Raw genomic sequence first — 26,329 nt, forward strand, 5'->3', positions numbered from 1 at the left:
AGAGTTTTAAGTTATATCAAAAGCAATTTTATTTTCTTGTTTACTCATATAAATCCTTAATTTCTTTCCTTTAGTTAGTCGACGGTTCAGTATTTCTTCAGCTAAGTGACTTTTCACCTTTTTTTCAATCAGCCTCTCTATCGGGCGTGCTCCCATTTCCTTGCTGTAACCTGTTTGTGCAAGATAAGACTTTACTTCTTCTTCCACTAAGCAGCTTATACCCTTTTGCATAAGTTGTTTTTTCAATTCCTGAATGAATTTATCCACAATATGCAAAGTCACATCCGCATTTAAGTCGGAAAAAGAAATAACCGCATCAAGACGATTACGAAATTCAGGGCTAAAAACCCGTTCCATTGCTTTTTCACTATCACTAGTGTTAAAATCTTTATGCCCAAAGCCAATAGAGCTTTTACTGCGCTCAAATGCACCTGCATTGGTTGTCATAATTAAAATTACATTGGAAAAGTTAACTTTACGCCCGTAGGTGTCTGTAACACAACCATAATCCATGATTTGTAGCAATATATTATAAATATCACTGTGAGCTTTCTCAATTTCGTCAAGAAGCACAACGCTGTATTGATTATTAGCTATAGATTCTGTGAGTAATCCACCCTGATCATAGCCTATATACCCAGGGGGAGAGCCAATCATTCTAGATATTGTATGAGATTCCATATATTCAGACATATCAAAGCGTATAAGATTCATATCCATGCTTTTTGCTAACTGCTTCGCAAGTTCAGTCTTCCCTACACCAGTTGGTCCAGCAAAAAGATAATTTGCTAAAGGTTTATTATAATTTCTCAACCCAGATTTAGCAATTTTAATAGAGTTAACGAGGGATTCTATTGCTTGCCCTTGACCAAAAATTACCTTCTCGAGATTTTCTTTTAGAGATATGACTCTTTGCATATCATCAAATTTAGAACCACAGGGTACGTTTGTAATTCTAGTGATAGTGTCCTTAATATCTCTACTGTTTACAATTTTACGTCTGTCTTTTAGTAACTTACAATGTGCCCCTGCTTCATCTATAACATCAACTGCTTTATCAGGTAATATTCGCCCACTGATATACTTATGTGAGAGTTCAGCTGCAGACTTAATAGCATGTTTCGTATAATATATCCCATGGTACCCTTCGTAGTAGTGCTTTATACCGTTTAGTATCTTTATTGTCTCATTAACAGAAGACTCTTTCACATTAATTTTTTGAAACCTTCTTGCTAATGCTTTATCTTTTTCAAAGCTACTGCTGTATTCTCTGTATGTAGTTGCACCTATACAACGCAATGTACCTCTTGCAAGTGTGGGCTTGAGCAGATTACTAGCATCAAGAAAGCTACCACTTGTTGAACCGGCTCCAATGATTGTGTGTATTTCGTCAATAAAAAGAATAGCACCCGGCTTTGCCTCAATTGCCTTTATTATGGATTTTATTCTCTCTTCAAAATCACCCCTATAACGTGTTCCTGCAAGGAGTGATCCTAAATCTAAAGCATAAATTATGCTGGCCCTCAGCGCACTCGGAACACTGCCTTCGATGATTTTCAATACTAAACCTTCAACTATTGTTGTTTTGCCGACGCCCGGATCTCCAACATATAAAGGGTTGTTTTTTCTGCGTCTTAACAATATTTCTATAGTGCGATTTAATTCATAATCACGACCAATAACGTAATCTATTTTTTTACTTCTCGCATAATCATTTAAATTTTTACAGTAACTTTGTAGAATTTCCTCATCTTTTAATAACTCACCTTTATTTACTGCAGTGGAGATGTCGCTATTCTTATCAAGTTTTACCTTACTATTAGTGGTATATTCGTCTATATCGTTAGAGTATTTCATGTTGGATATGTGGTAAATCAAATTGGAATCCTTTGCATTTTGTTTCTGCAATAGATCTTCAATGTAAAAATTTTGTTCGGATAAAATTTCTACTAGAACATTTGCTCCATTTATTTCTTTTCTCCCCAAGCTGTGAGCACGTATTATTGCCCTATGTATTAGGCATTGAAATAGTGAATTAGGCTTAACTCCATTGATAGTCGATTCAGAATTGTCTTGTGAAAGACCTTTTAAATTATTGCTATAGCCATTAACCTTGACATTGCACCTTGAGAGAATGTTATCTATGTTTATGATTTCATCAGCTCTGATGTTACATTTTGATAAAACATAATTTACATCTACATCCTTAGTTAACGCCAACAATAAATGTTCTACTTTTGCATACTTAACATTGAAATTAGAAGCTATCAGTAATGCTCTATTCAAACTTACCTCTAAATTTTTAGAAATCATCTTATACTCTCTCAAAAATGGAGACTTATATATAATTAATAGCACACAATTATTAAAAAAACTGAAATCCAGTTTGTTAAGGAATCTATTGTAAAGAAACCGATATTCCGCTGCGTGTTAGCAGGATCTAGAGATATCGCGTAGGTATGAGGTACGGTTGCACTAAGCAACACACCGCTGATTGCCATGAAATTGATCTATTGCTACATCAACAAGATATTCTGTATACCACAGCATCAGCAATAGGAAAAAGGACGATGTCATCCCAGTGCCTAGACACTAGGATATAGCTGATTTCGGCCCCGTGTCTGATATAGGTCCCAGAGTCACGCGCTGATGACACTTTGTGTTTGAGGCAAAACCGTCTATAACATTTAACACACTGCTTTCGCAAATAAATGTTTACAATTGTGCCCGTGATGCTGGAATCCAGCAGATCTCACTCATTTTAATTACAGCAGCTTGTTTCATAAGGGTGTAATCTTTTCTTAACTTTCACAGTGTTTCAAAGTATAGTTTTGATAATACATAACCAAACATAAATGAAAACCATTCTAGCTGTTGAAACAAGCTGCGATGAAACTGCAGTAGCGACTGTAAACAGTGACAAGCAAATCCTTGCCCACGAGATTCTTTCCCAAACAGAACACAACAAATGCGGTGGCGTGGTCCCTGAGATAGCATCACGTGCTCATATGGAGCATTTGAGTAGTCTAATAAAAAGCGCCATGGAAAAATCTAACCTTAACTTTTGTGATCTGGATGCGATTGCAGCAACATCAGGACCAGGACTCATAGGTGGATTGATAGTTGGTACAATGATGGCTAAAGCAATTGCACACGTAGTACAAAAACCGTTTATTGCGGTTAATCACTTAGAAGCGCACACATTGGTTATCAGGTTACTATATGAGGTCAAATTTCCATTTTTAGTCCTATTAATATCAGGTGGCCACTGCCAATTTTTAATTGCACAGGATGTAGGTAAATATGTAAAACTCGGAGAAACGCTCGATGATTCTTTAGGAGAAGCATTTGATAAAGTCGCTAAGATGCTGAGTTTAAACTATCCAGGAGGCCCATTGATAGAAAAGTTAGCTAAAAAAGGCGATGGAATAAGATTTAAACTTCCAAGGGCAATGGTAAAACGTTCTGGATGTAATTTCTCGTTTTCTGGAATCAAAACTGCAGTAAAAAACTTAGTTCAAGAGCTTAGAATGAGTGAGCAAGATGTGTGTGATATATGTGCTTCGTTTCAAGAGTGTATCAGCGATATATTATTAGATAGAGCCAAAAATGCTATTACTATGGCTGAATCTTTAAATGTAGAAATCAATGACTTTGTGATTACCGGTGGAGTTGCAGCAAATAACTTCCTGAGAGAAAAACTAAGGAAACACATAAACTTAAACATATTTTTCCCCCCTAACAACCTATGTACAGACAATGCAGTAATGGTTGGATGGACAGGAGTTGAAAGATTGCAGAGAAACTATATAGATCCGTTAAACTTTGCACCGAGGCCAAGGTGGGGGTTGGAGAGTTATTAAGGACTCTCAACTCTGAATTAGGTGGTAAGGAAAGCTATCTCCTTTTACCATTGTTTATATTTTCTATTCATGTATATTAATATTTTATTATATTAACTTAAAGTTAGCTAACTGCTGTTAATATTTTTGCAATAAAAATTGCATATGGTGCATGTAACCAAGTTAAAAGGAAAATTGTGGAGATCACGCCATCAATAAAGAAAGAACTAAAACAAAGTACACTATATACTTGCTTAGAAAAGTGCAAAAGTGCATTTTGGTTCATTTTCTGGTTCAGTTCAGGAATCAATTTATTAATGTTATTCCTACCACTTTATACCTCTCAAGTACTCGACAGGGTGATATCGAGCGAAAGTGTATCAACACTGGTTATGCTAACAATTATTACCTTATCTGCATTCGCATGTTCTGCAATGCTTGAAACTTGTCGATATTTAGCCATGGCAAAAATTGGTGACTGGATCGATAAAACCGCAACACCAGATCTGATAGTAAGATCAATCAGGCTAACATCAGTACAGAGCTCAACTTCAAGCGGTGAAGCAATACGAGATCTCGGGGTAATAAAAAATTTCATTACAGGAAATGGTATATTCTCACTGTTTGATACTCCATGGTCGTTAATTTACCTTGTTGTGATCTTTATGATACATACCTCCACAGGGTTTATAGCCATTGTAGGAATCATTACATTAGTTTCTATGGCAATATGGAATGAGCTCGCCACCAAAAGCATACTACAAGAAACCAATGAAGAGACTATACGGAATATCAATGCTATAGATGTTGCAACAAGAAACGCAGAAGTAGTTGAAGCTATGGGTATGTCAGAATTCATAGTTTCTGATTGGTGTAAACGAAACGATCAAAACCGGGCGATGCAAATCAAAGCACAAAATCGTTCCAATGTAATTACTGGAATTACTAAATTTTTGCGTTCAACTCTACAAATATCGGTAATCGGAACAGGTGCACTACTTGCAATTACAGCCCATAAGACTGCTGGTAGCATCATTGCTGCTTCAATTTTAATGGGCAGAGTATTGGCCCCATTTGATGCGGCAGTCCATACTTGGAAATTCTTAAATCAAGCTAGAATGTCATATGGAAGACTGCAAAGGCTTATATTAACATCGCCAAAAAGAGAACAAACTATGGCCCTACCAGAACCTGAAGGAAAACTGGAATTTGATAGAGTATTTTTTACTCCTTACGGGAATAATAAACCGACAGTAAAAGGAATATCATTTGTTATAGAGCCTGGAGACGTAGTTGGTGTTATTGGTGCAAGTGCCTCTGGTAAATCAACCATTGCAAAACTAACTGTTGGTGTATGGAAACCCATATCTGGTGTAGTAAGACTAGATGGCGCTGATGTATACACTTGGAACCGAGAGAACTTTGGTAACTACGTTGGTTACTTGCCTCAGGATATTGAGCTATTTAACACTAGTGTCAAGGCTAATATTGCTCGTATGAAACCAGATCCAAATCCTGAAGAAATAATCAAAGCAGCAAAAATTGCAGGAATACATGAATTAATACTAAGCTTACCAAATGGATATGATACAACGATAGGAAATTTTGGAGTAACGCTCTCTGGTGGACAGAAACAGCTACTTGGCCTTGCAAGAGCTTTTTATGGAAATACAAAGCTTTTGGTGCTTGATGAACCAAATGCCAATCTAGATAGTAACGGAGAGGCATGCCTAATTAATGCAATCAATGTTGCAAGAAAGCAAAATACCACTACTATCATCATCACACATAAACTACCTTTATTATACGTGGTCGATAAAGTGATCCTCATGTCAGATGGGGTTATTTACGCTACGGGACCAAGAGATGAGATTTTAAGCAAATTAGTTGCTCCATCATCAAATACCACAGGAGATAAACGCTCTTCAGCAGGTGGTTAAGAAGGGGGGAAATGTAGTACTTCCCTTTACTTATAACCTACTTAATTTACCAATGTGCTGGAATGCTGTTTTTCTTCCTTGTTCTTCTTGAAAAAATTTACTCAAGTAAGACATTTTTTGCTTTACTACTCACTGGAGTAATACCATCCATTTTTGTTGCAGGATTTGTTGTCGATTGTTGTAGCAGCTTCACATTTCCCTCTAAACCAGAGCTATAAACAGAAGAACAACTACTATCCCCCCCCTTCTTGTTACCACTCTTTTCCTTTATCTTCTTCAGCTGTTCTGTTAATACTTCTGAAGTAATCAGACCTTGACTTCCTTGTTTATAGGAATTTTCTGCTACAGTACTACTAAGATGCTCTTTACTATTACCACTGTTTTTTAATGGCTCGCAGTTTTTCAAGTACCTAGGTAAAGGTTACAGGAGCAGTGCACTCACATCTCCATCATTATCACTAGATTTTGTTTCAAGAGAAGTAAGATTTGACTCGTGTAATGTGTAGATTTCCATGTCCCCGTACCACCATCAGATCTATGACTATTTCCAGGAGTCTTTTCTCCTTCTTTGCTGCTCAATTGGATGTGCGAAACTTCTTGATCATCATCACTCCAATCAGATTCGCTTTTACTTTTAGAACACTCGCTTTCACTACTTGATAATTCGATCGCCCTCCTTCTCCCACAAACCTTATCTAAATAGCTTGGTTCTAGAGTGTTTGTGCTTTATGTTTCTGTTTTACAATTTTCTTTTTGTTGTCTTCCTGCCTTCATTTTTTCATCAAACATCACTTGTTCTTCTTTAGTTCTAAATTTAGGTTTTTCACGAATTGCTTTTAAAAGAGATTCACGATTATTTTCAACGTCACCCTTACTAGAAGTATGCACCTACGAAAGCGGTGACGAAGATAGTGGTGCATTCGTATTTCGACTTGTGATGAAGGGAGGAAAAGGCAGAGGTGTAAGCAGTATACTTGTTTGTGACATAGGAGGAGCGGTTATAGGAAATGGCAATGTAGGAAAAATTCGTACATCAGTCTGCGGTGCTTGGAAAATTTCTGCATCAAGTGTTACAAGAGTCTCTTTTGGCGCTTGTATGCTAACATCATTTTATCATTTATTGCAGAAACAACTGATTTGATAAGATATACTGCTGAACTCAATGCAACTATTACAGAGACAGAAATAATCACTGTGAAAAGCAGTGGTATTGCAGTAGCATTAAAGACTTCCAAACCCACAGGATAAAATCAACACCCCAACCGCAAGGGTAGATGCACATAGCAAAAAAGTAGCAATTGAATATTTTTACGTAGACGAAACTTTAGAAGTGCTCGTTTTACCTCACATATTAATACTATGTTAGTAATAGCTAGGTTAATGTTTTATGTCAACCAAAATTATAAAATAAATTTTCTTAATGTTGTTATATAAATTGGTTAATATTCATATTAAATTTATCAAAAAGTTATAATATAAATAATGTTGTTGTAAAAATTTATAACATATTTCCTTGTAACGTTTAATGAATTTCAATAAATTGCTTTTTTAATTATGGAGAAATATACTCCCTGTTAATATGTTTAGTTCAAAATCCAAAAGTAGGTTCATGCTTTCTATTGGAGAAGTAGGTACAATATTACTGTATTTCAAGAATAACACTTTAAACAAAAGGTATTTTGTTAAAGACAAAAATGATAAAGCAGTTTCTGATTTGAGTTCATGCCTTGCATCAGACAAAAAAGCACCTTTATATCTGGTGCTCAACCACGCAGACCAGAACTACCTACTACAGTCGATTCCAAGAGTAAATAAGGTTAGCGCCTACTTATCAATAAAAGCAAAGTTGGAGCATTTTGCTCGCAACAACGATATAAGCTCAGTTTTTTTGGCTGAGAAGCCAAATAAATTTAATCACAATTGGTATTATCTTCTTGTTTCATCAAAAGCAAAGCATTTAGTGGAATATTGGCTGAATGTATTTATAGAGATAGGTTCTAACTTTAAGGGAATATTAATGTTTCCTATAGAAATAAATAACATGGCAAAAAAGGTCTTCTATAGGAACCCAGATAATTGGAAAATTATAGTTGTTGCGACCAAAACTGGAGGCTATAGACAAGTGGTTTTTAAAGAGAATAAAATGGTGTTTACGCGTTTAGTGCCGTTTACTAACGATAATCTACCAGGAATTATTGCGGGTGGAATATATCAGGAAGTGCGAAATACTATTCGATTTTTAACTAAGTTTGGCCTTAAGAAAAATGACCCTATCGATCTTTGCATGGTAGTATCAGAAGATATTAAAACTAGCTTATTAGTCATAAATTTCCCAGAGAATAGCGTGAATATATTAACCCCATATGAGTTAGGCAAATTATTAGGGTCAGAATTAGCTGTAAGTGAAAAAGATAGTTTCTGCGATACCATAATCCTATTTCACAGTTTTAAGAATAAACCATCAGCTATTTTCAATACAAAAGAAACTAAAGAGTTTTATCTATTAAATTACCTCTATTTAAACTCTCCTCGAATTTTTCTATACTTTGCTTCAATTTTAACTGTAATCAATATCCTTTACCTGTCAAACTTACACTCAAACCTTAATGTTGCTGGTAATTTATCAGCAAAAAAGAAAGTCTTAGATAATCAATTAATAAAATTAAGTCAAAGCTATAATGTGAAAAAAATAGATGAAGTTTACGATTTTATCAACATCAATAACATTTTATTTAAAATGGAATATTCTCCTCTTGTACAAATCAGGTATATAGAAAGATTGAAAGTACCGAGTGTAGAACTCCGATCATTTGAGTGGAATTATAATGAGGCGAAAAATTATATTACCACAACTTTAAGGTTTAACTTTCAATACGGCAAAGATATTTCTCATCAATACAAGGAACTACGAAAAAAATTAAATAACAACTTTCGCACCTATGACATTAATATTTCTAGTTTGCCCGTCACTAAAAAGCAAAATATACCTATTGATGTTCAAATAGGAGAGGCTATGTAAGCCAATGACCATTTCCCAGTTAAAAAGAAGAGCTACAATTCAGCTTGTATTTTATTTGTTATTATCTATTGGATTAATAGGGTCATTAACTTATGTTGTTATTTATAACAAAAAGGTCTATAGTAAAAACCAAAATACCATTGATGAAATACGTTCTATAAATTTACAAATCACCGAGATCCAAAAAAAGGAAGTTATTTTAAATAAAAACCTAGACTTGTGGAAAAAAATTTCTTCTTCAAATTTACACAGCAGCAGATATATTGCAAATTTATATTTCGAACTTGGCAGGTTATATAAGAAATACTATATATTAAAACCTGAAATATCAATTTCTATACCTGAGGAAGTCGAACTACACAGTAAAAGTGAACACACAAAAGTAATAAAAAGTGAAGTTACCCTAAATTTAAGTTCAATCAGCGACAAGCATATTTTTTTATTTCTACAGTCCGTTCCAAGTCTGCCTGGTTATGTTGTGATTAAATCACTTACTTTAGAGAAAGAGAGAAATATTGACGCTGCAACTATGAATCAGATTTTAAGTGGCAATATGATAGAGATAGTGAAAGCTAACATAGTCTTTGACTGGTATACTATACTAAGCAGATGAAATAATGAAGATAAAGCTATTTTTTATTTTTACTCTACTGCTTTTTAATTTTAACACATATTGCATTTGTGAAGGTATTATAAAAAGTATAGAGATTTGTAAAGAATACACTTGCCGGCAACATATCGGTAATAAAGGCTCTATCGAGCATAAAATACTAGGACTAAATAGCAGAGATTTATGTGTATATATAGAAAAACAAGATAATGATGAAATGGTTTGCCATCACTCTAAACATGGAATGATGATGGAAAAAAAATATTTTGAAAGTGTTTTCAAAGTTGGCAACCAAGAAATCGATAATTTTACTGATATAGCAAATTTGCGTGCAAAAGAATGTTTCTTTATAAACGATCAAAAAATAGGCCATACAGACCAGGATGACATAATAAAAGAAGCAGTAGAGAGTGACTTTGACGTTTTATCACAATACAATGATATAAAAAGTATTTTCTTTGATGAAGAATCAATTAATAGGATGGTCAGTGAAATGGAGGAGTTTCACTTACGGCCTTCAAGAGTTGCAAAAGAAAGGACATTAAATAATTTCAATTGTAAGGTGGTAAGCCTAGACTCAATCTTGTATCTTTCTCATGATACATGGAGAATATGGGTAAATGGGAAGCTGTTTACGGACACTAAGGATTTAAAGGTTCATTCAGTAACTGAAAACTACGTAACTTTTGTATGGACTGTAGATCAAAAGATGACAAAAAAGCAAACGAATGATTCTCAGAATGTATATTTGGGGCATGGAAGCATTATGTTTACGCTTTATCCGAAACAAAAGTTTGACTTAAATAGCTTATCTATTAGATAACGTAATATGTGTGCGCTTGTAGCTCAGTTGGATAGAGCATTGCCCTCCGGAGGCAAAGGCCGTGGGTTCAAATCCCTCCAAGCGCACTTTTTTTTAAATTTGACAATAGTATTTTCATATAAGATAATATCAAGATAATATAAAGAGTTTATTCAGAGCACAATTATGTCCAATGGTACTGTAAACAAAGTCATATTAGTTGGCAATTTAGGAAGAGATCCTGAAATTAGAACTATGCAAAATGGAAAAGAGATGGCAAATTTTTCAATAGCAACAACTGAAAGTTGGACCGATAAATTTTCTGGTGCGCGCTCTGAAAAGACAGATTGGCATAATATTGTAGTTTTTAGTGAAGGATTAGTAAAAGTTGTCAAAGATTTTGCGCGCAAAGGTAGTAAAGTTTATGTTGAAGGTTCTTTGAGAACTAGAAAATGGACTGACCAAAGTGGTAGTGAAAAATACATCACAGAGGTGGTATTACAGAATTTTAATAGCGCTCTTGCTCTCTTGGATTCACGAAGTGGCGCGCCAAATTCTGATTATAAATCAAATGAATATAAACAAGGTGAAACAGAGCAAAAAAGTGAGTACGAAAGTTTTGACAATGGTGTAAAAGAAGAGCTAATCGACGACGAAATACCATTTTAACAACCTCAATTGGAACCATTATCTACATTTCTATGGACTGCTTGTGTTACTCCTTTTAATTACAATGGGGATAGTATAGATTATCGTAGTTTGCAGAGGTTACTTACAGTACAGGCTGAAGCTGAAAACGGTGTGGTATTGCTAGGTAGCACAGGTGAAGGCCTATCACTCACTGACTCTGAAAAACGTACGTTAGTTGAGTTTGTATGTGAGCTGAAATTAAGTACGAAAATCATAGTTGGCGTCCCGGGGGTGAACCTATGTCAGGCCCTTGAATGGCTTGATTTTTGTAAGGATATGCCTATTCACGGCTATCTAATGACAACTCCTATATATGCAAAACCTGGAATCATGGGACAGACTCTATGGTTTGAAAAGCTACTTGAAAAAGCACATGTTCCAGCTATGCTTTATAATATTCCATCAAGAGCAGGAGTAAGTCTTTATGCTGAAGCTGTACGTAATTTGTCTAGCCATGAAAAATCTTGGGCTATTAAAGATTCAAGCGGAACTGTTGATACTTTAGTTGAGTATAAAAAAGCTGCTCCAAACATTGAGGTATTTTGCGGAGATGATAATATAATATCTGATATGGCTGCTTGTGGTGCAGCTGGCCTGGTTTCTACTGCTTCAAATATTTGGCCACGCGTAGCACATGAATATGTTAAGCAGTGCCTCAACTCTTCACTGTCATTCCAGCGCGTGGCGCTGAAATCTAGAAAAAAAGAATCAGCTCCAGCTACTCAAACAACAGAAAATGGTGTGAAAAGTCCAATAGATGTTTGGCAACAAGCTTGCAAAGCGCTATTTACTGCCAGCAACCCAATACCTATTAAAGCACTCCTGCATGATATTGGGCTCATAGAACATAAAGCTGTCCGACTACCGCTCAGCACAAAAGACTTGTCTTCTATTGAAACACTGAGGAAAGTCAATGAAATGGTTCTAAGTTTGAAGAAAGTTCATCATTTTTGTCATCCTATGGTTTGACCTTTAAGTGTACAAACATTGCAATTTGCAGGTAATTTTCGTAGCAGGTGGTGTCATGCAAGTGGCACCTTTTTTTTCATCCAAGTAGCCGATTACTGGAATCCAGCTTTCCATGAAACCTTATTAAAAAGGTTCATTTTAACATAAGACCATTTATTTCAAAAAACTATACAAAAAGTTGCTTGACAGGCTTTGACGGTCTTGTTCCTTTAGTGAAAAGGGTTCTTGTAATTCTAAAATTTGTTTTTGGCCTGCAGGTTTAATAACAAAATTCAGTAAAAAACTGAAAGTGTTTTTTTGCAAATTACATAAAATTATTGGGGCTGTGTGCCTTTTTAATTTTTTCTACATCCAGCCAAATTGCGCTTAAATTAAGCGTCAGCAAATTATTACAGTACCCATTTAAAATATTAAGGGTAAAAACCCGTTACCTATGGTTTCTTCGTCTTTTTTTAGCTTGATTAAAAACTTAACCAATTTTTGTCACTAGGCTTTTTGCACGTTTGAGTAAAAGATTGCAAAACCTTTAAATTATTCAATATAAAACTTTCCACCACAAGTCACTTCCCATTTTTCTTTAAACTTCTTTAGGTGCTCTTTTTTTTCGCACTCTAAAAGCAGCTCTTCTACGCTTTTGTTGTAACTTTTAGTAGTGATTCTACCTTGATGGTGCATGAACCTTAAGTAAATCAAATAAGTGTTAACTACGTCTGTCTCACAATAATCTCGAATCTCTTGTATCTTGCCACCATCGTATAAGCCCACAACTTGTGACCCATCAACTCCAATTTTACCAGGAAGATTAAATGCTGCACAAATTTCATTCATTTTCATTCTCGCAGAAGTTCCAGAATCAGAAAGGGTTTCAAGCAAATCGCAATGCCAATCACTACTATATTTTTGATTATAACTATTCCACTTATCGCCAGCTTTATGAAAATATTCTGCTTGAATGCCATAAACCATAGCACGATATTTTAGTACCGGAATATCAAAAGTGCGCCCATTAAATGAGACTAATCTAGGTTTTTTTTCCGACATATAATTGAAAAATCCCTTCACTAGGTCCTTTTCACTGGAATTTAGCGTACCCCCTGATCTGATTTCCTGAATGGTGAATGTCTCATAACTACTCCGGTAGGTTACACCGCAAAGTAAAAAACTGATAACCACAATTTGGTGGAAGGGCTGACGCAGGAAAGGGTTCTGTCCGTTTGTTATTTCGAGGTGATACTTTGTCAATGCATCCCTTTTTTCTTCTATACTACTATCATCACTAATATCGAGCAAATTCTTGCATGAGTTTACATCTGGTATAGTCTCAATATCAAATACCAATAGAGAATTAAGCATCACTTATATACTCCTCAGGATGATCAGTCCAAGGCCGGATTTTCACGAACAAAAATAGGTGGACTTTGCACCCAAACAATTTTTCTAGTTCAGCACGTGCCTCGATGCCAATTTTTTTAATACTACTGCCACCCTTCCCTAGCACTATTTTCTTATGACTATCTCTCAGCACAAATATGACCTGCTTTATAACTAAACTCTTATCTTTTTTCTCCTCAAATTGCTCAGTTATGACAGCTGTAGAATATGGCAATTCTTCACGCAAATTCAAGAACAATTTTTCCCTTGTGATTTCTGCTGATAAAAAATTTGTCGAGCAATCGGTTATTTGGTCTTTTCCATAAAACCAAGGATTCACTGGTGCAACTTTAGACAAGTAAATTATCAAATCAGAAAGTCCATCATTCTTCAATGCTGATATTGTAAAAATCTCTTCAAATCTATAAAGCAAATTCAGATGCTCATACGCCATCTTTAATTCAGGTTTTTTTATCAGATCAATCTTATTGATAACCAAAATGCACCTTGCTTTTGTGCGCTGCAGCCGCTCAAATATGGTCTTGATTCTCTCTATGTTTTTCAAATAATTGCTTGCATCAACAAGCAACAGAGTGATGTCATTACCCTTGATTGCCGACCATGCGGATTTGACTAAAGCTTTTTCAAGTTTTGTCTCTGCTGAAAAGATTCCTGGAGAATCAGTGAAGATAATTTGTGTATTATCGCATATTGCAATACCTCTTATCTGCGTCCTCGTTGTTTGCACCTTGGAAGTAACAATTGCAATCTTCTTACCTACAACGCTGTTAATCAGTGTAGACTTTCCAGCATTTGGTAAACCAGCTATAGTAACAAATAAGCACTTTTGTTCTTTCACGAAGGGGATTGTAAAGAAAACTGGATTCTAGTGTCAAGCGACTTAAACGGCATCTTATCATGTTACCTTAGCACCTCTTTTTTGTTATCTCAGTGTCAGTTACTTACGTGACACCATCTTCTATACTTTAGAAAATATAAAGATCTCCGCACCAAGAAAGGTCATTATGACCAACACTTTGATAATCAATTGTCTGTCCCTGAGCAGGGTATTCACCTCCATTTTTAATAAAGTCAACATCATGTGATTGAAACACGCAGTCTAATTCACGGTTAAAAGTAAGTTTAGCAATGCTTTGCTCAAGGAAATATTATTTATTAGAACTGGAATAGAGCACTGCACACAGTGTGTCTTTATCAGGTCTAATTTGGGCTAGTTCTTCAAATTTCTCCTTTCCTAGCTCTTCTTCGAATTTTGCTTTTATTTCATCCTGGTTAAGGATATTCTGTTTATACTTATCACAAATCTTTTTTAATATCAGTGAATCTGTAACAGCAATTGTATCATTATTATTTTTATTTACTAAAATTCCATCAGTTATTGTTATATTACTTTCTATACCTTTTTGTTCCTCATCCCTTCCATAAAGTTTTTTTCTCTGTCCTCTATACTTATCATTGCTGATACTATCAAGAACATTAAAATCCATATAAACTACTCCTTCTCCCATTTGAGATCCTTTTTGCTCACATAGCACGCAATAAGCTCCTATATACAGGAAGGTATTAATCTAAATTGAAAAGTGCGTTCTCTCCTCAGGTTACTTGTTGTACATTTCATGAAAATAATCATGAGTGTTTATATTCTTTCCACTTACTTTCCACTCTTGATCAAATTACTTCCAACAAGAGTCATACTTAAAGTCATGTAGATCTATAACATGTATTCCATCCACCCCTTTGAAATCTCTTAATTACTTGATTTAACCTGACTTAAATCCTGGTCTGTTTACAACTAAAAAATATCTCTTTCTTCGTTAGTCCTTTATCTACGTTTAATTAATAATTCACGTAGTTGAGTTCGCTATTTTCGCCATCTGGAAACATTTTTCCAATGTCTTTTGGAACTCATGTTACAATAATTGGTGCTTTACTGGGTAAAATTTTTACTTTTTTATCTACATTCATAAATATTCCCTAATAATTTTAATCTGTTTTATAGTTTACAATTACTAATAATTAGTAAATATTCGGGAAAAAATGAAATATAAATCCTTTTTGACGTATTGAACTGCGTTCACGCGCTCTCAACCTAGAAGTAGGTTTAAAAAAAATTCCAGTTCACTATCCTTAAAATAGTAAAAGTCTCCATCTTCTAGGTGGGCTTTTTGCACAACTACCTATGGAGGGCTAGCTATAGTTAGTATAATAAGTAACCTATTGAAAATCTTATTTTTTGTAGTCAAAAAGTTTATGTAAAATCTAGCATTAACGAAATTTATACTTTTTTTATTCATCTTATGGTTTTCATAATGAATGGAGAGTGGTATGACAAAAGTAAATAGACTAGGAGATGGAGCCTCTTTATCAGGTGGAACTACTTCACCAAAAAGTGATCCTGTGGAAAATTTTTGGAGGGAATAGGTGGAACCCCTATATTAGATGGAACTACTCCATTAGGTAGAACCACTTCATCAAGTGGAACTACTTCATCAGGTGGTCTAAGACCATGTGGTTCAGGTTCAGGCAGTGGTGATAGCTCAAATCAAAATCAACCTATAGAGTGCAGTATTAGTGATAATAAAATCACTGAAAATGATCCATGTTTTCAAAAACTTGTAAGGGAAATAATGTCAAAACCGTTCTTCGAGATTCCAGAAAACGACAATGAGCCACTTTCTTGGGATTGGTAAGTTACTCGAATGACACCTTGTCATGTTATTTCAACACACTTTTCTTGTTATTCTAGGACGTAAAGCTGGGATCTGGGTTTGATCTTTGTTCTCGTGTTCCTAGCATCACGCACTGGGATAACATTATAGGCTACCGGAATAATGCATATAGCTACACAAGTTATTATGCCTAATAAATAGGAAAATCATTGCAAATTTTTTCAACTCTACTTTTCACCGTCCTTTCAATATTTGAGCTATTTCCGCTGATCAATCCCTGAATCACTTCATTTATTAGGTCAGCTATTTCTTTAAAGTTTTCTGCCTCAAGCCCACGTGTTGTCTCAGCGGCAGTGCCAAAACGGAGCCCTGAAGTAATGGTCGGTTTTTCTGTGTCAAACGGTACAGAGTTTTTATTGCAGGTAATGCCAGCTCTCTCAAGACTATCCACAACGTTCTTGCCAGTCAATTTTTGTGGTCTTAAGTCAACTAGCACTATATGAGAGTCAGTGCCACCGGTTATAATGTTTAGTCCATGCTCTTGTAACGCTTGAGCCAACACTTTCGCATTCTCCACAACTTTCTTGCTATAAGTTTTAAACTCTGTTGCTAATGCTTCTTTAAACGCAACAGCCTTTGCAGCTATCACATGCATAAGTGGCCCACCTTGCAATCCTGGAAAAACTGCGGATTGAATTTTTTTATGTAACGCTTCATCATTCGTCATTATCACCCCACCTCGAGGGCCACGCAGAGTCTTGTGAGTTGTGGAAGTTATAACGTGTGCATATCCGGCAGGGGATGGGTACTCAACAGCCGCTATAAGCCCTGCATAATGAGCAATATCTGCAAGCAAATATGCACTAACTTTATCTGCGATCTCGCGAAAATGCTTGAAGTCCATTTTTCTTGGGTAAGCAGAAGCGCCAGCTATGATTAATTTTGGTCTATGCTCCAGCGCTAGCTTTTCCACCTCATCCATATCGAGCAGATAAGTGTTTTTGTTGACTGTATATTGAATTGACTTGAACCATTTACCAGAAAGGCTGGGTGTTGCACCATGAGTTAGATGCCCACCACAGCTCAGTGACAACCCTAGTATTGTATCACCTGGAGTAAGCAGTGAAGCAAACACTGCTTGATTCGCCTGAGAACCAGAATGAGGTTGAACATTTGCAAATTTAACATCAAACAGATTACAAAGCCTTTTTATAGCTAGGTTTTCAATTTCATCCACATACTCACAGCCACAATAATACCTTTTACCTGGATAACCTTCTGCATATTTATTAGTCAGAAAAGAACCTTGCGCTTCCATTACCGCTTTACTCGCGAAATTTTCTGACGCAATCATTTGCAATTGCGATTTTTGACGCTGCAATTCTTTCCCTATAGACTGATAAATTTCGTTATCGAAAAACTTTAAATCATTTTCAGGTTTGCAGATTCTTTCTAAAATACTTGTCATGGATCAAACCCCTTTTAATTCAATGATATTAAAATGTACGTTTGCTACAAGCAATTTCAAGACCGTTTCTTTAACCACATAAACCCAAAAGTAGCTAAGAGTAGACATGCAGGGATAATTGACATTGCTTCTATCAACAACTTAGCTCCATACACGGGATTTCCTTGTACTATTGTTTTATCCCAATACAAACCCACTATCTTTGCAATTCCGACATGAAAAAAATAGCCGAAAACCATAACTATCATGTTTGAAACAGCTGTAGCTAAGCCCACCAAGTTATTGTTTACATAACTCATCGCTTTGTAAATGGTAATCACCTGATATCCAGATGCGAAGCCGATAACAAGAAGTGTAGGTAGTACAATATATAGGCCACCAGCCTGTGTAAAAAGCAGGAGGAAGCCGGCAATCATTGCAAAAGAACATGCAATAATTATCTCGTAATGTTTATTTGGATATTTTTCCAGCAAGTAAGCTAAAAGGAACGCTCCAGCTCCAAAACCTATGAACACAAGAGAAGAAAAAGAAGATGCTAAATCTCCAGTAATCTTATATACCTCAGATAAGAACGCTTTTGCCCAACCATCGGCAAAACCTTCCAATGGACCAACCATCAAGCCACCAAAAAAGCTGATTAGAATGATATGCTTGTTGAAAAGCACAGTCCTTAAGCCTTGAAGTATGTTATTATCATTTATATTCTCCTGTGCGTTATTATTTGGTGTTATAAAGAATAATAGCAAAGCAAGTAAACAACCAAATGCTGAGAAAGTGTAAATGATATAATTCCAACCAAATTTATCAAGTAGGAAATCCAGGGGTAATCCACCATAAATAGCTCCTAGCAACCCTATTATTATAGATAAACTGGCCATTCTTGCTGACTTTTCTTGAGAGAAATACATACTTGCAACTTTGAAAATTCCAATTGCTGAAGCAGATGACCCAGCCCCGACGATTATTCTACCAAGTACTGAAAAATACCATTCATCAAGGCATATAAGTGGTAGTGTTCCAGTAAATGTCGAGATAATGCATATAGGCAAAACAAATTTTGGCCCAAACCTATCAAGAAGAAGACCAACAGGTATATGAGCTAAGGTATAGCCTATATAGTATAACCCACTAAATTGACCAATATCTGTAATACTTATGTTAAATTTTGTTATTAATTCAGGTGCGATTATGTTTGGGATTACGCGTAATATATACTGGTATGCATAGAACAGCGATGCTAATAACCATATTAAAAAATTCCTCTGTAGCATCAACCTTGTCTTAAATCTAGAATTATAGGTACTTTAGTTAAAAAAAACAATATTCTTATAAATGTTTATTTTAACTTATTGAAATTTAACTGTGTTAAACTTATAGCTACCATACATCAACCAAATCTTATAGCGTAAACTATCCAGAGAGAAGAGAGCAATCTTTTATAAAAAGACCTTTTATTCTATTTACGATCTTTCCTACCATATTTAGGAATGGTTAATGAATAAGGTATATGAAAAAAACTATGCCATAGATGATAATGATATTTATGATTTTACCTTTATTCATCTTTATCTTAAGCTTTATTTTTGTCACAAGGTCCATTTTATTTATGTTTTTGTTCCATGATGATAATTATATCTTAAATAGTATAATTTTTGGTAAAACTCAGCTCCAGAAACGTCATAGTTAACCTAATACTAACCTTTCTACATGTAAAATAGTCAATATAGTGTTAAAGCAAAGCGAGCTAATAAACATAAACACAATAGACAATACATTATAAAATTACATCACAAAACACATTGAACAAACATTTGCCGCACATGTGGATAACAGATATGATAAACTACATAAGGAATTTTTAGGTGGGATAGAAGAGATAATGAAATTCACTGTAAATGGATCAAGGCACCATGATAAAGGCCTAAAAGGCCTATACAACGATTCAAGATTTAGTAAGAAACTTATTCGAGCTTTTGCTAAATATAAGGTGTTAGAATTTTAAAACACTTATCCAAAAAGGAAAGAGATCATTGCAGAATTTAATAATGAACACCATATCAACAAAAGTGGTTTAAAGATCCTGAGAGAAGGAAAAGATTTGGTAGATAAAGTAAACGACATTAACTTAATTCAGCAAAACGGGAAAAATAAGTTAAACATTAGAAATATACTTGCCTACTCAATAGAGTAACCTTCTTCCACGAGTTAGAGAATCCAAAATAACCTCGGTAAGTATTCTCTACGTGGTAAAATAGATATTTTATGGATAGTCTACTTTGCCTTAATCTTCTACATACTTTTACACCCAATTTAGTTATTTACTTGGTAAACACTTTTAAGCCTACAATACCTAGACTACCAGAACAAGAGAAAATAAACGTCTAAAATTTATCGGACTATTAAAAAATATTATTCCTATTATTGCTGCACCTATAAAGCCTAACCAGTCCAAACTACATAAAATGTACCAAGAGCAATAGATTTTATTGCTACCGATAACAGGTAAAGACTCATAAAACCACAAACTAAAACAACTATTACAGGTACAATGCAAGTAAAGCTATTGCTGTATTTTAGTGCCGTAATTTATATTATTACAACTAAACTAGCTAATAGCAAATACGACCAGGCCGTACATTAATTTCTCTCTATCGACGTATGAAGCCATTATGCATGAGAATGTAAAAAAGTTAACTCAATATTTTACATGCTTTAATAATGTTGTTGCACCCAATTTCCAATTGCTCCTGAGAAGTTGCATAAGAAATTCTAATAAAGTTTTTAAGGCCAAACGCAATTCCTGGAACTACAGCAACTAAATGATCTTCTAACAAATATTCAGTGAAATCAAGATCGTTATCTATTACTCTACCACCTTTTGTACTTCTACCCAACAAACCCTTACACGAGACAAACAAATAGAATGCACCTTGCGGAATAGGTGCTAACAAGCCTGGAGCAGAGTTTAGTTTTTCTACCACAAAATCTCTACGACTCTTGAAAATTTTTGTTCTTTCTTTCAAAAAACTATGATCGCCATTTAACGCTCCAATCGCTGCTGCTTGTGCTATCGAATTTGGGTTGGAGGTACTCTGAGACTGTAGTGTAGAAATAGCTTTTATTACATCACTTCTACCTGCAATATAGCCTATTCTCCAGCCCGTCATCGCATAAGCCTTTGATACCCCATTGACTACAAAAGTCCTATCATAAAGCTTTGGTTCAACTTGAGCAATAGTAAAAAACTTCTCATCATATATTATATGCTCATAAATATCATCCGCAACAATATTTACACGTGGATATTCAAGCAATACTTGTGCTATACCTTTCAGTTCATCATATGTATACACGACCCCAGTTGGATTATTCGGCGAGTTAAGAATTAACCATTTAGTCCTCTCAGTTACTTTGCTTTTCAGCAATTCTGGTGTCAACTTAAAGTTTTGTTCGCACTCCACTACAACCGGCAGGCCGCCAAAAAGGCTTACCATATCGACATATGAAACCCAATAAGGGGCTGGAATTATAGCTTCATCTCCAGGATTAATTGTTACCATAAATAAGTTAAACAGCACTTGCTTAGCACCAGCACCAACACAGACTTGGCTAAGTGTATACTCTAAATTGTTGTCTCTTTTTAACTTACTGATTATTGCTTCTTTAAGCTCACGTGTTCCATCAACAGCAGTATACTTAGTTTTACCTTCATTTATCGCCTGAATAGCTGCTTTTTTTATATGGTCCGGAGTGTCAAAGTCTGGTTCCCCTGTAGCTAAAACACAGATTTTTTTTCCTTCATTTTTCAATCTTCTTGCCTTATCGGTTACAGCGATCGTAGGCGATAATTTTACCAAAGACATTCTTTCTGCAAGGTCTGACATAATCTTACTAAAGCTAAATCTAAATGATAAACTTCATGTAGCAAAAAAGCTAGAAGTTTTGTTGTTGTATTAGTAGCTCTTCACTAAGTCTACCAAAGCGGCAATATTTTCAACCGGAGTGTCAGGAAGTACCCCATGCCCAAGGTTAAATATGAAAGGTAAGTCCCTAAAACAATCTATTATACGCTTTGCTTCTTTAATCGCTTCTGCTTTATCATAGGCCAAAAGACTAGGGTTGAGGTTTCCTTGTAGGGGAACTTTTAAATTTGTCCTTGCCCATTCTATTGGAACATCATAATCTATACTCACCGCAGAAACACCTGTTTGGCTACAGTAATCCTTATAAAGATTTCCAGCGGATCTTGGGAAACCTATTATTGGAAAATTGGGAAACCTACTCTTTATCGCCAAAGCAATCTTCTTCGTTGGCTCGATAACATATCTTTCGAACAACTCCCTTGACAGTGCACCAGCGTTACTGTCAAATAACTGAATAACGTCTACACCAGACTCTATTTGTTTAACCAGATAGATAATTGTTGCTTCCGTTATTCGCTCAATTACCTCTTCTAATCCTAAGGGACAGAAATCTAACACTTTAGAAAAATTCTTGTTGCTTCCACCCTCTATGATATATGAAGCTACTGTCCACGGTCCTCCAGCAAATCCTATAAGGGACTTCTCTTCTGGCAACTGTCTTCTTACCTCTCTTATAGCATTTAGGATTGGCAAAGTCTTGGTCTCAACTTCCTGTGGACTTTTTAGTTCTTTTAAACTTTCCACAGGCCTTATTGTTGGACCTACACCACGCACGAAGCTAACATCATAACCCAAAACATCAGCTATTATTAAAATGTCTGAAAAAATTATAGCTGCATCCATGTCAAATCTTATTACTGGCTGCAACGTAAGTTCTGCCACTAAACTTGTGCTATAACATATTTCTACAAAGTCACTCATGCCTTTCACTGCTCTGCGATACTCGGGGAGAGACCTACCGGCCTGGCGCATTAACCAAATAGGTATTCTCCTGCCTTGTTTGTTTTCCTTGATGACCTTTGCTACTATCGTTTTATCGTTCTTTGACTTAATTGATTTACCTTACGTTCTTCTTATAGAAGAAGTATAATAGTAATAATAGTTTTATCAATAATCTGTTGTTAACTTAAAATTTAGTTAAGATTCTTGTCACTTAACTTGTTAATAAGTGTGTTGATAACTTTTGTATATTGTTGATTTTCTGGTGTAATTTATGTGTATAAGTAAAATGTTCAGATTGTTAGTAATCCATCTTTATGGAAAAATTTTCTTGTTGCGAATTATTATATAATTATGTACATGCTGGTGAAAAAGTTGTTGAGCTATTGTTAACATCTGGCATCAACATGTAATCCACAAATTAATTTGACATTATTCACACGCCTATTAAACATTTAACAACAGTTTTCTTGGTAAATCTGATCCGAAAACGTTTTCGCTATTGTTAGGAAACAAGTTGAGTAAAAAAGTAACTTTAATGGAAAGAATGATACTCAGGGTCTTTCTGTTTCTTTTCAGGAGGGTTCGTATAATAAAGAAGTGCGCAACTGAGGTCCTAATGAAAGATCTACCAGATCTTAACATATTTAAAGACTTACTAAGATTCCATGATTGTAATATTATTGACATAATGACTCCGCGCACAGAAATATACGCGGTAGACATCGAGTCAAGCAAATATGAAATAATAAAGAAGATAAAGAACACTTACCACACTAAGATACTAGTCTATAAGAACAACTTTGATAACATAATAGGTTTTTTCCGTGTCAAAGATGTTATCTTTGACAAGGATAACAATTTTAACTTGAGGGATCTTTTACAGAAAGTTATATTTGTCCCACCCTCAATGAAGACTACTAGCCTTTTTGTTAGGATGAGATCTTCTAAGACGTGTTTAGCTGTTGTATTGGATGAATATGGTGGAACTGATGGTTTAATTTCAATGATTGATCTTATAGAGGAGTTGGTGCCAAATGTTAGTGGTGAAAATGAACCTCTCGAGTACACCATTGTTAAATTACCTCAGAATAAGTTCGAGGTATCAGCGAGGACTCTTATAAAGGACATAGAAGAAAGTCTGAAAGTAGAATTACGTGATCCCGAAGAAGATTATGTTACGCTTGGTGGCTTAATTCTTTCGATCGCTGGTGAAGTACCCTCTGTAGGAGAGGTCATTAAGTATAAAAATGGTGTAAAGTTTATTGTTAAGGATGCGAGTGAAAGATATATTAATAAGATAATATTGGACTTGAGTGATTACAAAAACTAGGCTAATGTTTCTTGTAGAAGAGCGTTTTGTCTTCAAGTAAAAAAGCTTACAACGTTCGCATGCACGGCATCAACACACATTCTAGGTGTTGTCTATTTAACCTAGACTCTAAGGTTTTGCAAAAAGTTTTAGTTCCATACTAACACTCAAGCTTACAAATACTTCTACAAAGTAGAATACTATCTTAAGTCAAAGTTAAACCTATTTCCAACAGATTGTTTTCACAAATATAGTGCATTTTAGCATTGTAGTGCTCTAATAGTAAGTAGGTCACATAGATACTAATATCCTTTGTATTCAAGCTATCACCTTTCTTTTTATTTAACTTTTCTATCAATGATTTGCTTAGAGGTTTATGTTCGTTTAGAACCCTCATAGTTAGTAGAGTTTTATCTCCTACTTGACTTAATAAAACGGATATTCTTTCAACTTCTTCTACTGCACTGGCTATAGTTATTACCATGTTGGAAATTACTTTGTTTATCTTTTCAACTAAGCTTTCTTCACACTTCGAAAAATATGCATCTGTTTCCCACGTTAGTTTTATTTTTTTTTTAGTAGATAATTTTCAATATTCAATTTAGTCTGGTTAAAACTACAGTTATCTACTGAGGAAGAGTATGCCTGTCTCATAACTTTGTGTTTATGTATCAAGTCTTCAGAGCTTTCCTTAAGCAAGGACAATGCTTCCTTCCAGTTGTTAGTATTGTTCTCATCGACTGCTTCAAGCTCTTCTAAGCCAAACATTATTCCATTCATAGAGTTAGCAAAGTCATGAAGTAATCGTCCTGATAGTAACTCTGTTATTAACAATATATCTTTAATGTTTTTGTTCATTGGACAGTTGTAAATGATTTAGGTTACCTATATCGGTGAACATATGATAGTCAATTGAAAGAAAGTTTCGTTGTACTTTTTGTATCAAGTTATTAATATAGTGTTAATAATCTTAGAATTTATAAAAGGGTTATGAATACTTATGCTAAATCGGGAGTGGATCTCGAGCTATACAATAAGTTAATAAAAGAAGTCAAACTTATTGTTGAGGAAACTAAAAAAGAGGAAGTGATTAGCGAAGTTGGTTCATTTTCTGCATTGTTTGATTTTGCTACGTTAGGTAAAAAATATGATCATCCCGTATTGGTCTCCTCAGCTGATGGAGTAGGCACAAAGCTATTGATAGCCCAAGAGGTAAATAAACATGATACTATAGGTGCAGATTTAGTTGCAATGTGTGTAAATGACTTGCTTACGCAAGGAGCAACACCTTTATTCTTCCTCGATTATTTTGCAGCTGGTGTTTTGAGTAAAGATGTTTTATTACCTGTAGTTCAGGGTATTGTAGAAGGATGCAAGCAGGCCAAGATAGCTTTGGTTGGTGGAGAAACTGCAGAAATGTCTGGAATGTACAGTAATAGTCACTATGACCTTGCAGGATTTGTGGTTGGAGTAGTTGATAGGAGTAAAATTCTCCCAAGTTGTGACCTGATGAAAGCAGGTGATTATATAGTTGGCTTGGAGTCAAGTGGAGTTCACTCAAATGGGTTTTCTTTGGTCCGTCATATTTTTGAAGATTTAGATATAGGTTATAATGACTCGTCTCCATGGAATGATCAGCTTTGGGGAGAAGTATTACTCAAGCCAACAAAAATATACGTTGATTCTTTGCTGCCTATTGTATCACAAGTAAAAGGTATTGCGCACATCACAGGTGGTGGCTTGGTAGATAATATTCCACGAATTCTTCCGAAAAACTTACTTGCAAACATAAACATTAATTCCTGGAAATGGCCAGATATATTTTTATGGCTGGCAGAAGAAGGAAAAATAGAAAAGGGAGAAATGTTAAAAACATTCAATTGTGGTATTGGCATGATATTGATCGTAGACCCTGAAAATATACAAAGTGTGGAAAATCATTTTCAGAAACGTAGAGAAAAAGTTGAAGTTATTGGGGAACTTAATGAGGTATACAATCCTTCACTTGATAGAGTAGTATTTAGTTAGCCTAACTTTACTGACAGTCTTTTCGCAACTTCTAAGTACGTTTCTTTTAAGTTTCCTAAATTCAAGCGAAAGACGTCTTTATCTAATTTTTTATACGTACTTTTATCCCATAATCTGCAGTTGTCAGGACTTATCTCGTCAGCTAAGATGATCTTTGTGTTGTCGCTTATTAGCCTGCCAAATTCCAGTTTAAGATCGACTAAATCTATTCCTGCGTTAAAAAATAAGTCTATTAGAGCTGTATTGATTCTCAGGGTTGTAGTTTTAACTACTTCCATTTCTTTATAAGATAGCCAACCAAAGTATAATACGTGGTTCTCATTTACCATTGGATCAGCTAGATCGTCATTTTTATAAAAAAACTCAATTATAGGGGATGTGAGCTTTTCACCTTCTTTTATATTAAAACGCTTACAGAAACTGCCAGCTGCTATGTTTCTTATTACTACTTCAAGGGGTATAATTTTTAGTTTTTTTATTAGCTGTTCTCTTTCACTCAAAGTTTTTATGAAGTGTGTACTAATTCCTGCTTTCTCGAATTTTTCCATAACAAAAGCGCTAATGCGGTTATTAATTATTCCTTTGCCCTCAATAATTTCATATTTTTCTTTATTAAAGGCTGTAACATCATCTTTAAAGTACTGTATAACGGCCAATGGGTCTTTAGTTTCAATAATAGACTTAGTTTTACCTTCGTATATTATTTTGTCTGGTAGCATATGTGAT

At 35.0% G+C, this 26,329-nt stretch carries 26 protein-coding genes and 1 tRNA gene; 13 read left to right on the top strand and 14 right to left on the bottom strand.

Annotation, left to right across the window (positions count from 1 at the left end; all coding sequences use genetic code 11):
- Window positions 1-6: 6 nt before the first annotated feature.
- Entirely contained in the window at window positions 7-2,313 is a 2,307-nt protein-coding gene (locus tag QUS22_RS02820; RefSeq protein ID WP_289513471.1) for an AAA family ATPase, read from the bottom strand.
- 542 nt (window positions 2,314-2,855) lie between these two features.
- On the opposite strand from QUS22_RS02820, the gene tsaD reads away from it, so the two are divergent.
- Together tsaD and QUS22_RS02830 are read left to right on the top strand one after the other, a co-directional pair.
- Window positions 2,856-3,863 (top strand): tRNA (adenosine(37)-N6)-threonylcarbamoyltransferase complex transferase subunit TsaD, encoded by a 1,008-nt coding sequence (gene tsaD / locus QUS22_RS02825; protein WP_289513472.1) that lies wholly within the window; start codon window positions 2,856-2,858, stop codon window positions 3,861-3,863.
- 176 nt (window positions 3,864-4,039) lie between these two features.
- Window positions 4,040-5,782, top strand: a complete 1,743-nt coding sequence (locus QUS22_RS02830) for a type I secretion system permease/ATPase (RefSeq protein WP_289513473.1) — start codon at window positions 4,040-4,042, stop codon at window positions 5,780-5,782.
- Between the two features lie 97 nt (window positions 5,783-5,879).
- Here the strand turns inward: QUS22_RS02830 and QUS22_RS02835 are convergent, their stop codons facing one another.
- Entirely contained in the window at window positions 5,880-6,188 is a 309-nt protein-coding gene (locus QUS22_RS02835) for a hypothetical protein (RefSeq protein ID WP_289513474.1), read from the bottom strand.
- A gap of 320 nt (window positions 6,189-6,508) precedes the next feature.
- Window positions 6,509-6,670 carry a hypothetical protein gene (locus QUS22_RS02840; RefSeq protein WP_289513475.1) on the bottom strand — a complete coding sequence of 54 codons (162 nt, stop codon included), beginning with the start codon at window positions 6,668-6,670 and terminating at the stop codon, window positions 6,509-6,511.
- Window positions 6,671-6,719: 49 nt separating this feature from the next.
- Between QUS22_RS02840 and QUS22_RS02845 the strand changes: the two genes are divergently transcribed.
- From QUS22_RS02845 to dapA, 7 genes are all read left to right on the top strand, one after another.
- Window positions 6,720-6,923 (top strand): hypothetical protein, encoded by a 204-nt coding sequence (locus QUS22_RS02845; RefSeq protein WP_289513476.1) that lies wholly within the window; start codon window positions 6,720-6,722, stop codon window positions 6,921-6,923.
- Window positions 6,924-7,361: 438 nt separating this feature from the next.
- The gene (locus tag QUS22_RS02850) at window positions 7,362-8,801 is read left to right on the top strand and encodes a hypothetical protein (protein WP_289513477.1); all 1,440 of its coding nucleotides are present in this window, start codon (window positions 7,362-7,364) and stop codon (window positions 8,799-8,801) included.
- A 4-nt stretch (window positions 8,802-8,805) separates the two neighbouring features.
- Window positions 8,806-9,414, top strand: a complete 609-nt coding sequence (locus tag QUS22_RS02855; protein WP_289513478.1) for a hypothetical protein — start codon at window positions 8,806-8,808, stop codon at window positions 9,412-9,414.
- 4 nt (window positions 9,415-9,418) lie between these two features.
- Window positions 9,419-10,234: a hypothetical protein gene (locus tag QUS22_RS02860; protein WP_289513479.1), complete on the top strand. Its 816-nt coding sequence runs from the start codon at window positions 9,419-9,421 to the stop codon at window positions 10,232-10,234.
- 12 nt (window positions 10,235-10,246) lie between these two features.
- Window positions 10,247-10,320, top strand: a tRNA-Arg gene (locus QUS22_RS02865).
- Window positions 10,321-10,399: 79 nt separating this feature from the next.
- Window positions 10,400-10,882, top strand: a complete 483-nt coding sequence (gene ssb, locus QUS22_RS02870) for a single-stranded DNA-binding protein (protein ID WP_289513480.1) — start codon at window positions 10,400-10,402, stop codon at window positions 10,880-10,882.
- Between the two features lie 9 nt (window positions 10,883-10,891).
- Entirely contained in the window at window positions 10,892-11,872 is a 981-nt protein-coding gene (dapA, locus tag QUS22_RS02875) for a 4-hydroxy-tetrahydrodipicolinate synthase (RefSeq protein WP_289513481.1), read from the top strand.
- A gap of 531 nt (window positions 11,873-12,403) precedes the next feature.
- Here dapA and QUS22_RS02880 read toward each other — a convergent pair.
- From QUS22_RS02880 to QUS22_RS02890, 3 genes are all read right to left on the bottom strand, one after another.
- A complete protein-coding gene (locus tag QUS22_RS02880) occupies window positions 12,404-13,225 on the bottom strand; it encodes a 3'-5' exonuclease (protein ID WP_289513482.1) in 822 nt (273 codons plus the stop codon).
- Window positions 13,218-14,102: a GTPase Era gene (gene era, locus QUS22_RS02885; protein ID WP_289513483.1), complete on the bottom strand. Its 885-nt coding sequence runs from the start codon at window positions 14,100-14,102 to the stop codon at window positions 13,218-13,220. Before era ends, QUS22_RS02880 begins: the two co-directional genes overlap by 8 nt.
- Window positions 14,103-14,412: 310 nt before the next feature.
- On the bottom strand, window positions 14,413-14,772 hold the full coding sequence (locus QUS22_RS02890) for a hypothetical protein (RefSeq protein ID WP_289513484.1): 360 nt from the start codon (window positions 14,770-14,772) through the stop codon (window positions 14,413-14,415).
- Between the two features lie 900 nt (window positions 14,773-15,672).
- On the opposite strand from QUS22_RS02890, the gene QUS22_RS02895 reads away from it, so the two are divergent.
- Entirely contained in the window at window positions 15,673-15,954 is a 282-nt protein-coding gene (locus QUS22_RS02895; protein ID WP_289513485.1) for a hypothetical protein, read from the top strand.
- 169 nt (window positions 15,955-16,123) lie between these two features.
- Here QUS22_RS02895 and glyA read toward each other — a convergent pair whose 3' ends face one another.
- Complete coding sequence (glyA, locus tag QUS22_RS02900; protein WP_289513486.1) at window positions 16,124-17,401, bottom strand: serine hydroxymethyltransferase; 1,278 nt, start codon at window positions 17,399-17,401, stop codon at window positions 16,124-16,126.
- 56 nt (window positions 17,402-17,457) lie between these two features.
- The gene (locus QUS22_RS02905) at window positions 17,458-18,672 is read right to left on the bottom strand and encodes an MFS transporter (protein WP_289513487.1); all 1,215 of its coding nucleotides are present in this window, start codon (window positions 18,670-18,672) and stop codon (window positions 17,458-17,460) included.
- Window positions 18,673-19,223: 551 nt separating this feature from the next.
- Between QUS22_RS02905 and QUS22_RS02910 the strand changes: the two genes are divergently transcribed.
- Window positions 19,224-19,403, top strand: a complete 180-nt coding sequence (locus QUS22_RS02910; protein WP_289513488.1) for a hypothetical protein — start codon at window positions 19,224-19,226, stop codon at window positions 19,401-19,403.
- Between the two features lie 437 nt (window positions 19,404-19,840).
- On the opposite strand, the gene QUS22_RS02915 is transcribed toward QUS22_RS02910, so the two are convergent.
- The 3 genes from QUS22_RS02915 to hemE all read right to left on the bottom strand — a co-directional run bounded on the left by QUS22_RS02915 (window position 19,841) and on the right by hemE (window position 22,353).
- The gene (locus QUS22_RS02915) at window positions 19,841-19,987 is read right to left on the bottom strand and encodes an SMR family transporter (protein WP_353477728.1); all 147 of its coding nucleotides are present in this window, start codon (window positions 19,985-19,987) and stop codon (window positions 19,841-19,843) included.
- A 104-nt stretch (window positions 19,988-20,091) separates the two neighbouring features.
- Window positions 20,092-21,285: a pyridoxal phosphate-dependent aminotransferase gene (locus tag QUS22_RS02920; RefSeq protein ID WP_289513489.1), complete on the bottom strand. Its 1,194-nt coding sequence runs from the start codon at window positions 21,283-21,285 to the stop codon at window positions 20,092-20,094.
- Window positions 21,286-21,354: 69 nt separating this feature from the next.
- Window positions 21,355-22,353 (bottom strand): uroporphyrinogen decarboxylase, encoded by a 999-nt coding sequence (hemE, locus tag QUS22_RS02925; RefSeq protein ID WP_410543819.1) that lies wholly within the window; start codon window positions 22,351-22,353, stop codon window positions 21,355-21,357.
- A 427-nt stretch (window positions 22,354-22,780) separates the two neighbouring features.
- On the opposite strand from hemE, the gene QUS22_RS02930 reads away from it, so the two are divergent.
- The gene (locus QUS22_RS02930; protein WP_289513490.1) at window positions 22,781-23,596 is read left to right on the top strand and encodes a transporter associated domain-containing protein; all 816 of its coding nucleotides are present in this window, start codon (window positions 22,781-22,783) and stop codon (window positions 23,594-23,596) included.
- 184 nt (window positions 23,597-23,780) lie between these two features.
- On the opposite strand, the gene QUS22_RS02935 is transcribed toward QUS22_RS02930, so the two are convergent.
- Both QUS22_RS02935 and QUS22_RS02940 read right to left on the bottom strand, forming a co-directional pair.
- Window positions 23,781-24,143 carry a hypothetical protein gene (locus QUS22_RS02935; RefSeq protein ID WP_289513533.1) on the bottom strand — a complete coding sequence of 121 codons (363 nt, stop codon included), beginning with the start codon at window positions 24,141-24,143 and terminating at the stop codon, window positions 23,781-23,783.
- A complete protein-coding gene (locus tag QUS22_RS02940) occupies window positions 24,140-24,433 on the bottom strand; it encodes a hypothetical protein (RefSeq protein ID WP_289513491.1) in 294 nt (97 codons plus the stop codon). The genes QUS22_RS02935 and QUS22_RS02940 overlap by 4 nt, the downstream gene beginning before the upstream one ends.
- 132 nt (window positions 24,434-24,565) lie before the next feature.
- Between QUS22_RS02940 and purM the strand changes: the two genes are divergently transcribed.
- Window positions 24,566-25,603, top strand: coding sequence for a phosphoribosylformylglycinamidine cyclo-ligase (gene purM, locus QUS22_RS02945; RefSeq protein ID WP_289513492.1), 1,038 nt, complete (start codon window positions 24,566-24,568; stop codon window positions 25,601-25,603).
- Here purM and purC read toward each other — a convergent pair.
- Entirely contained in the window at window positions 25,600-26,322 is a 723-nt protein-coding gene (gene purC / locus QUS22_RS02950) for a phosphoribosylaminoimidazolesuccinocarboxamide synthase (RefSeq protein ID WP_289513493.1), read from the bottom strand. The genes purM and purC overlap by 4 nt on opposite strands.
- Window positions 26,323-26,329: the final 7 nt, after the last annotated feature.

Origin of the sequence: Wolbachia pipientis, from assembly GCF_030373985.1 — a bacterium.
Lineage (GTDB): Bacteria > Pseudomonadota > Alphaproteobacteria > Rickettsiales > Anaplasmataceae > Wolbachia > Wolbachia pipientis_D.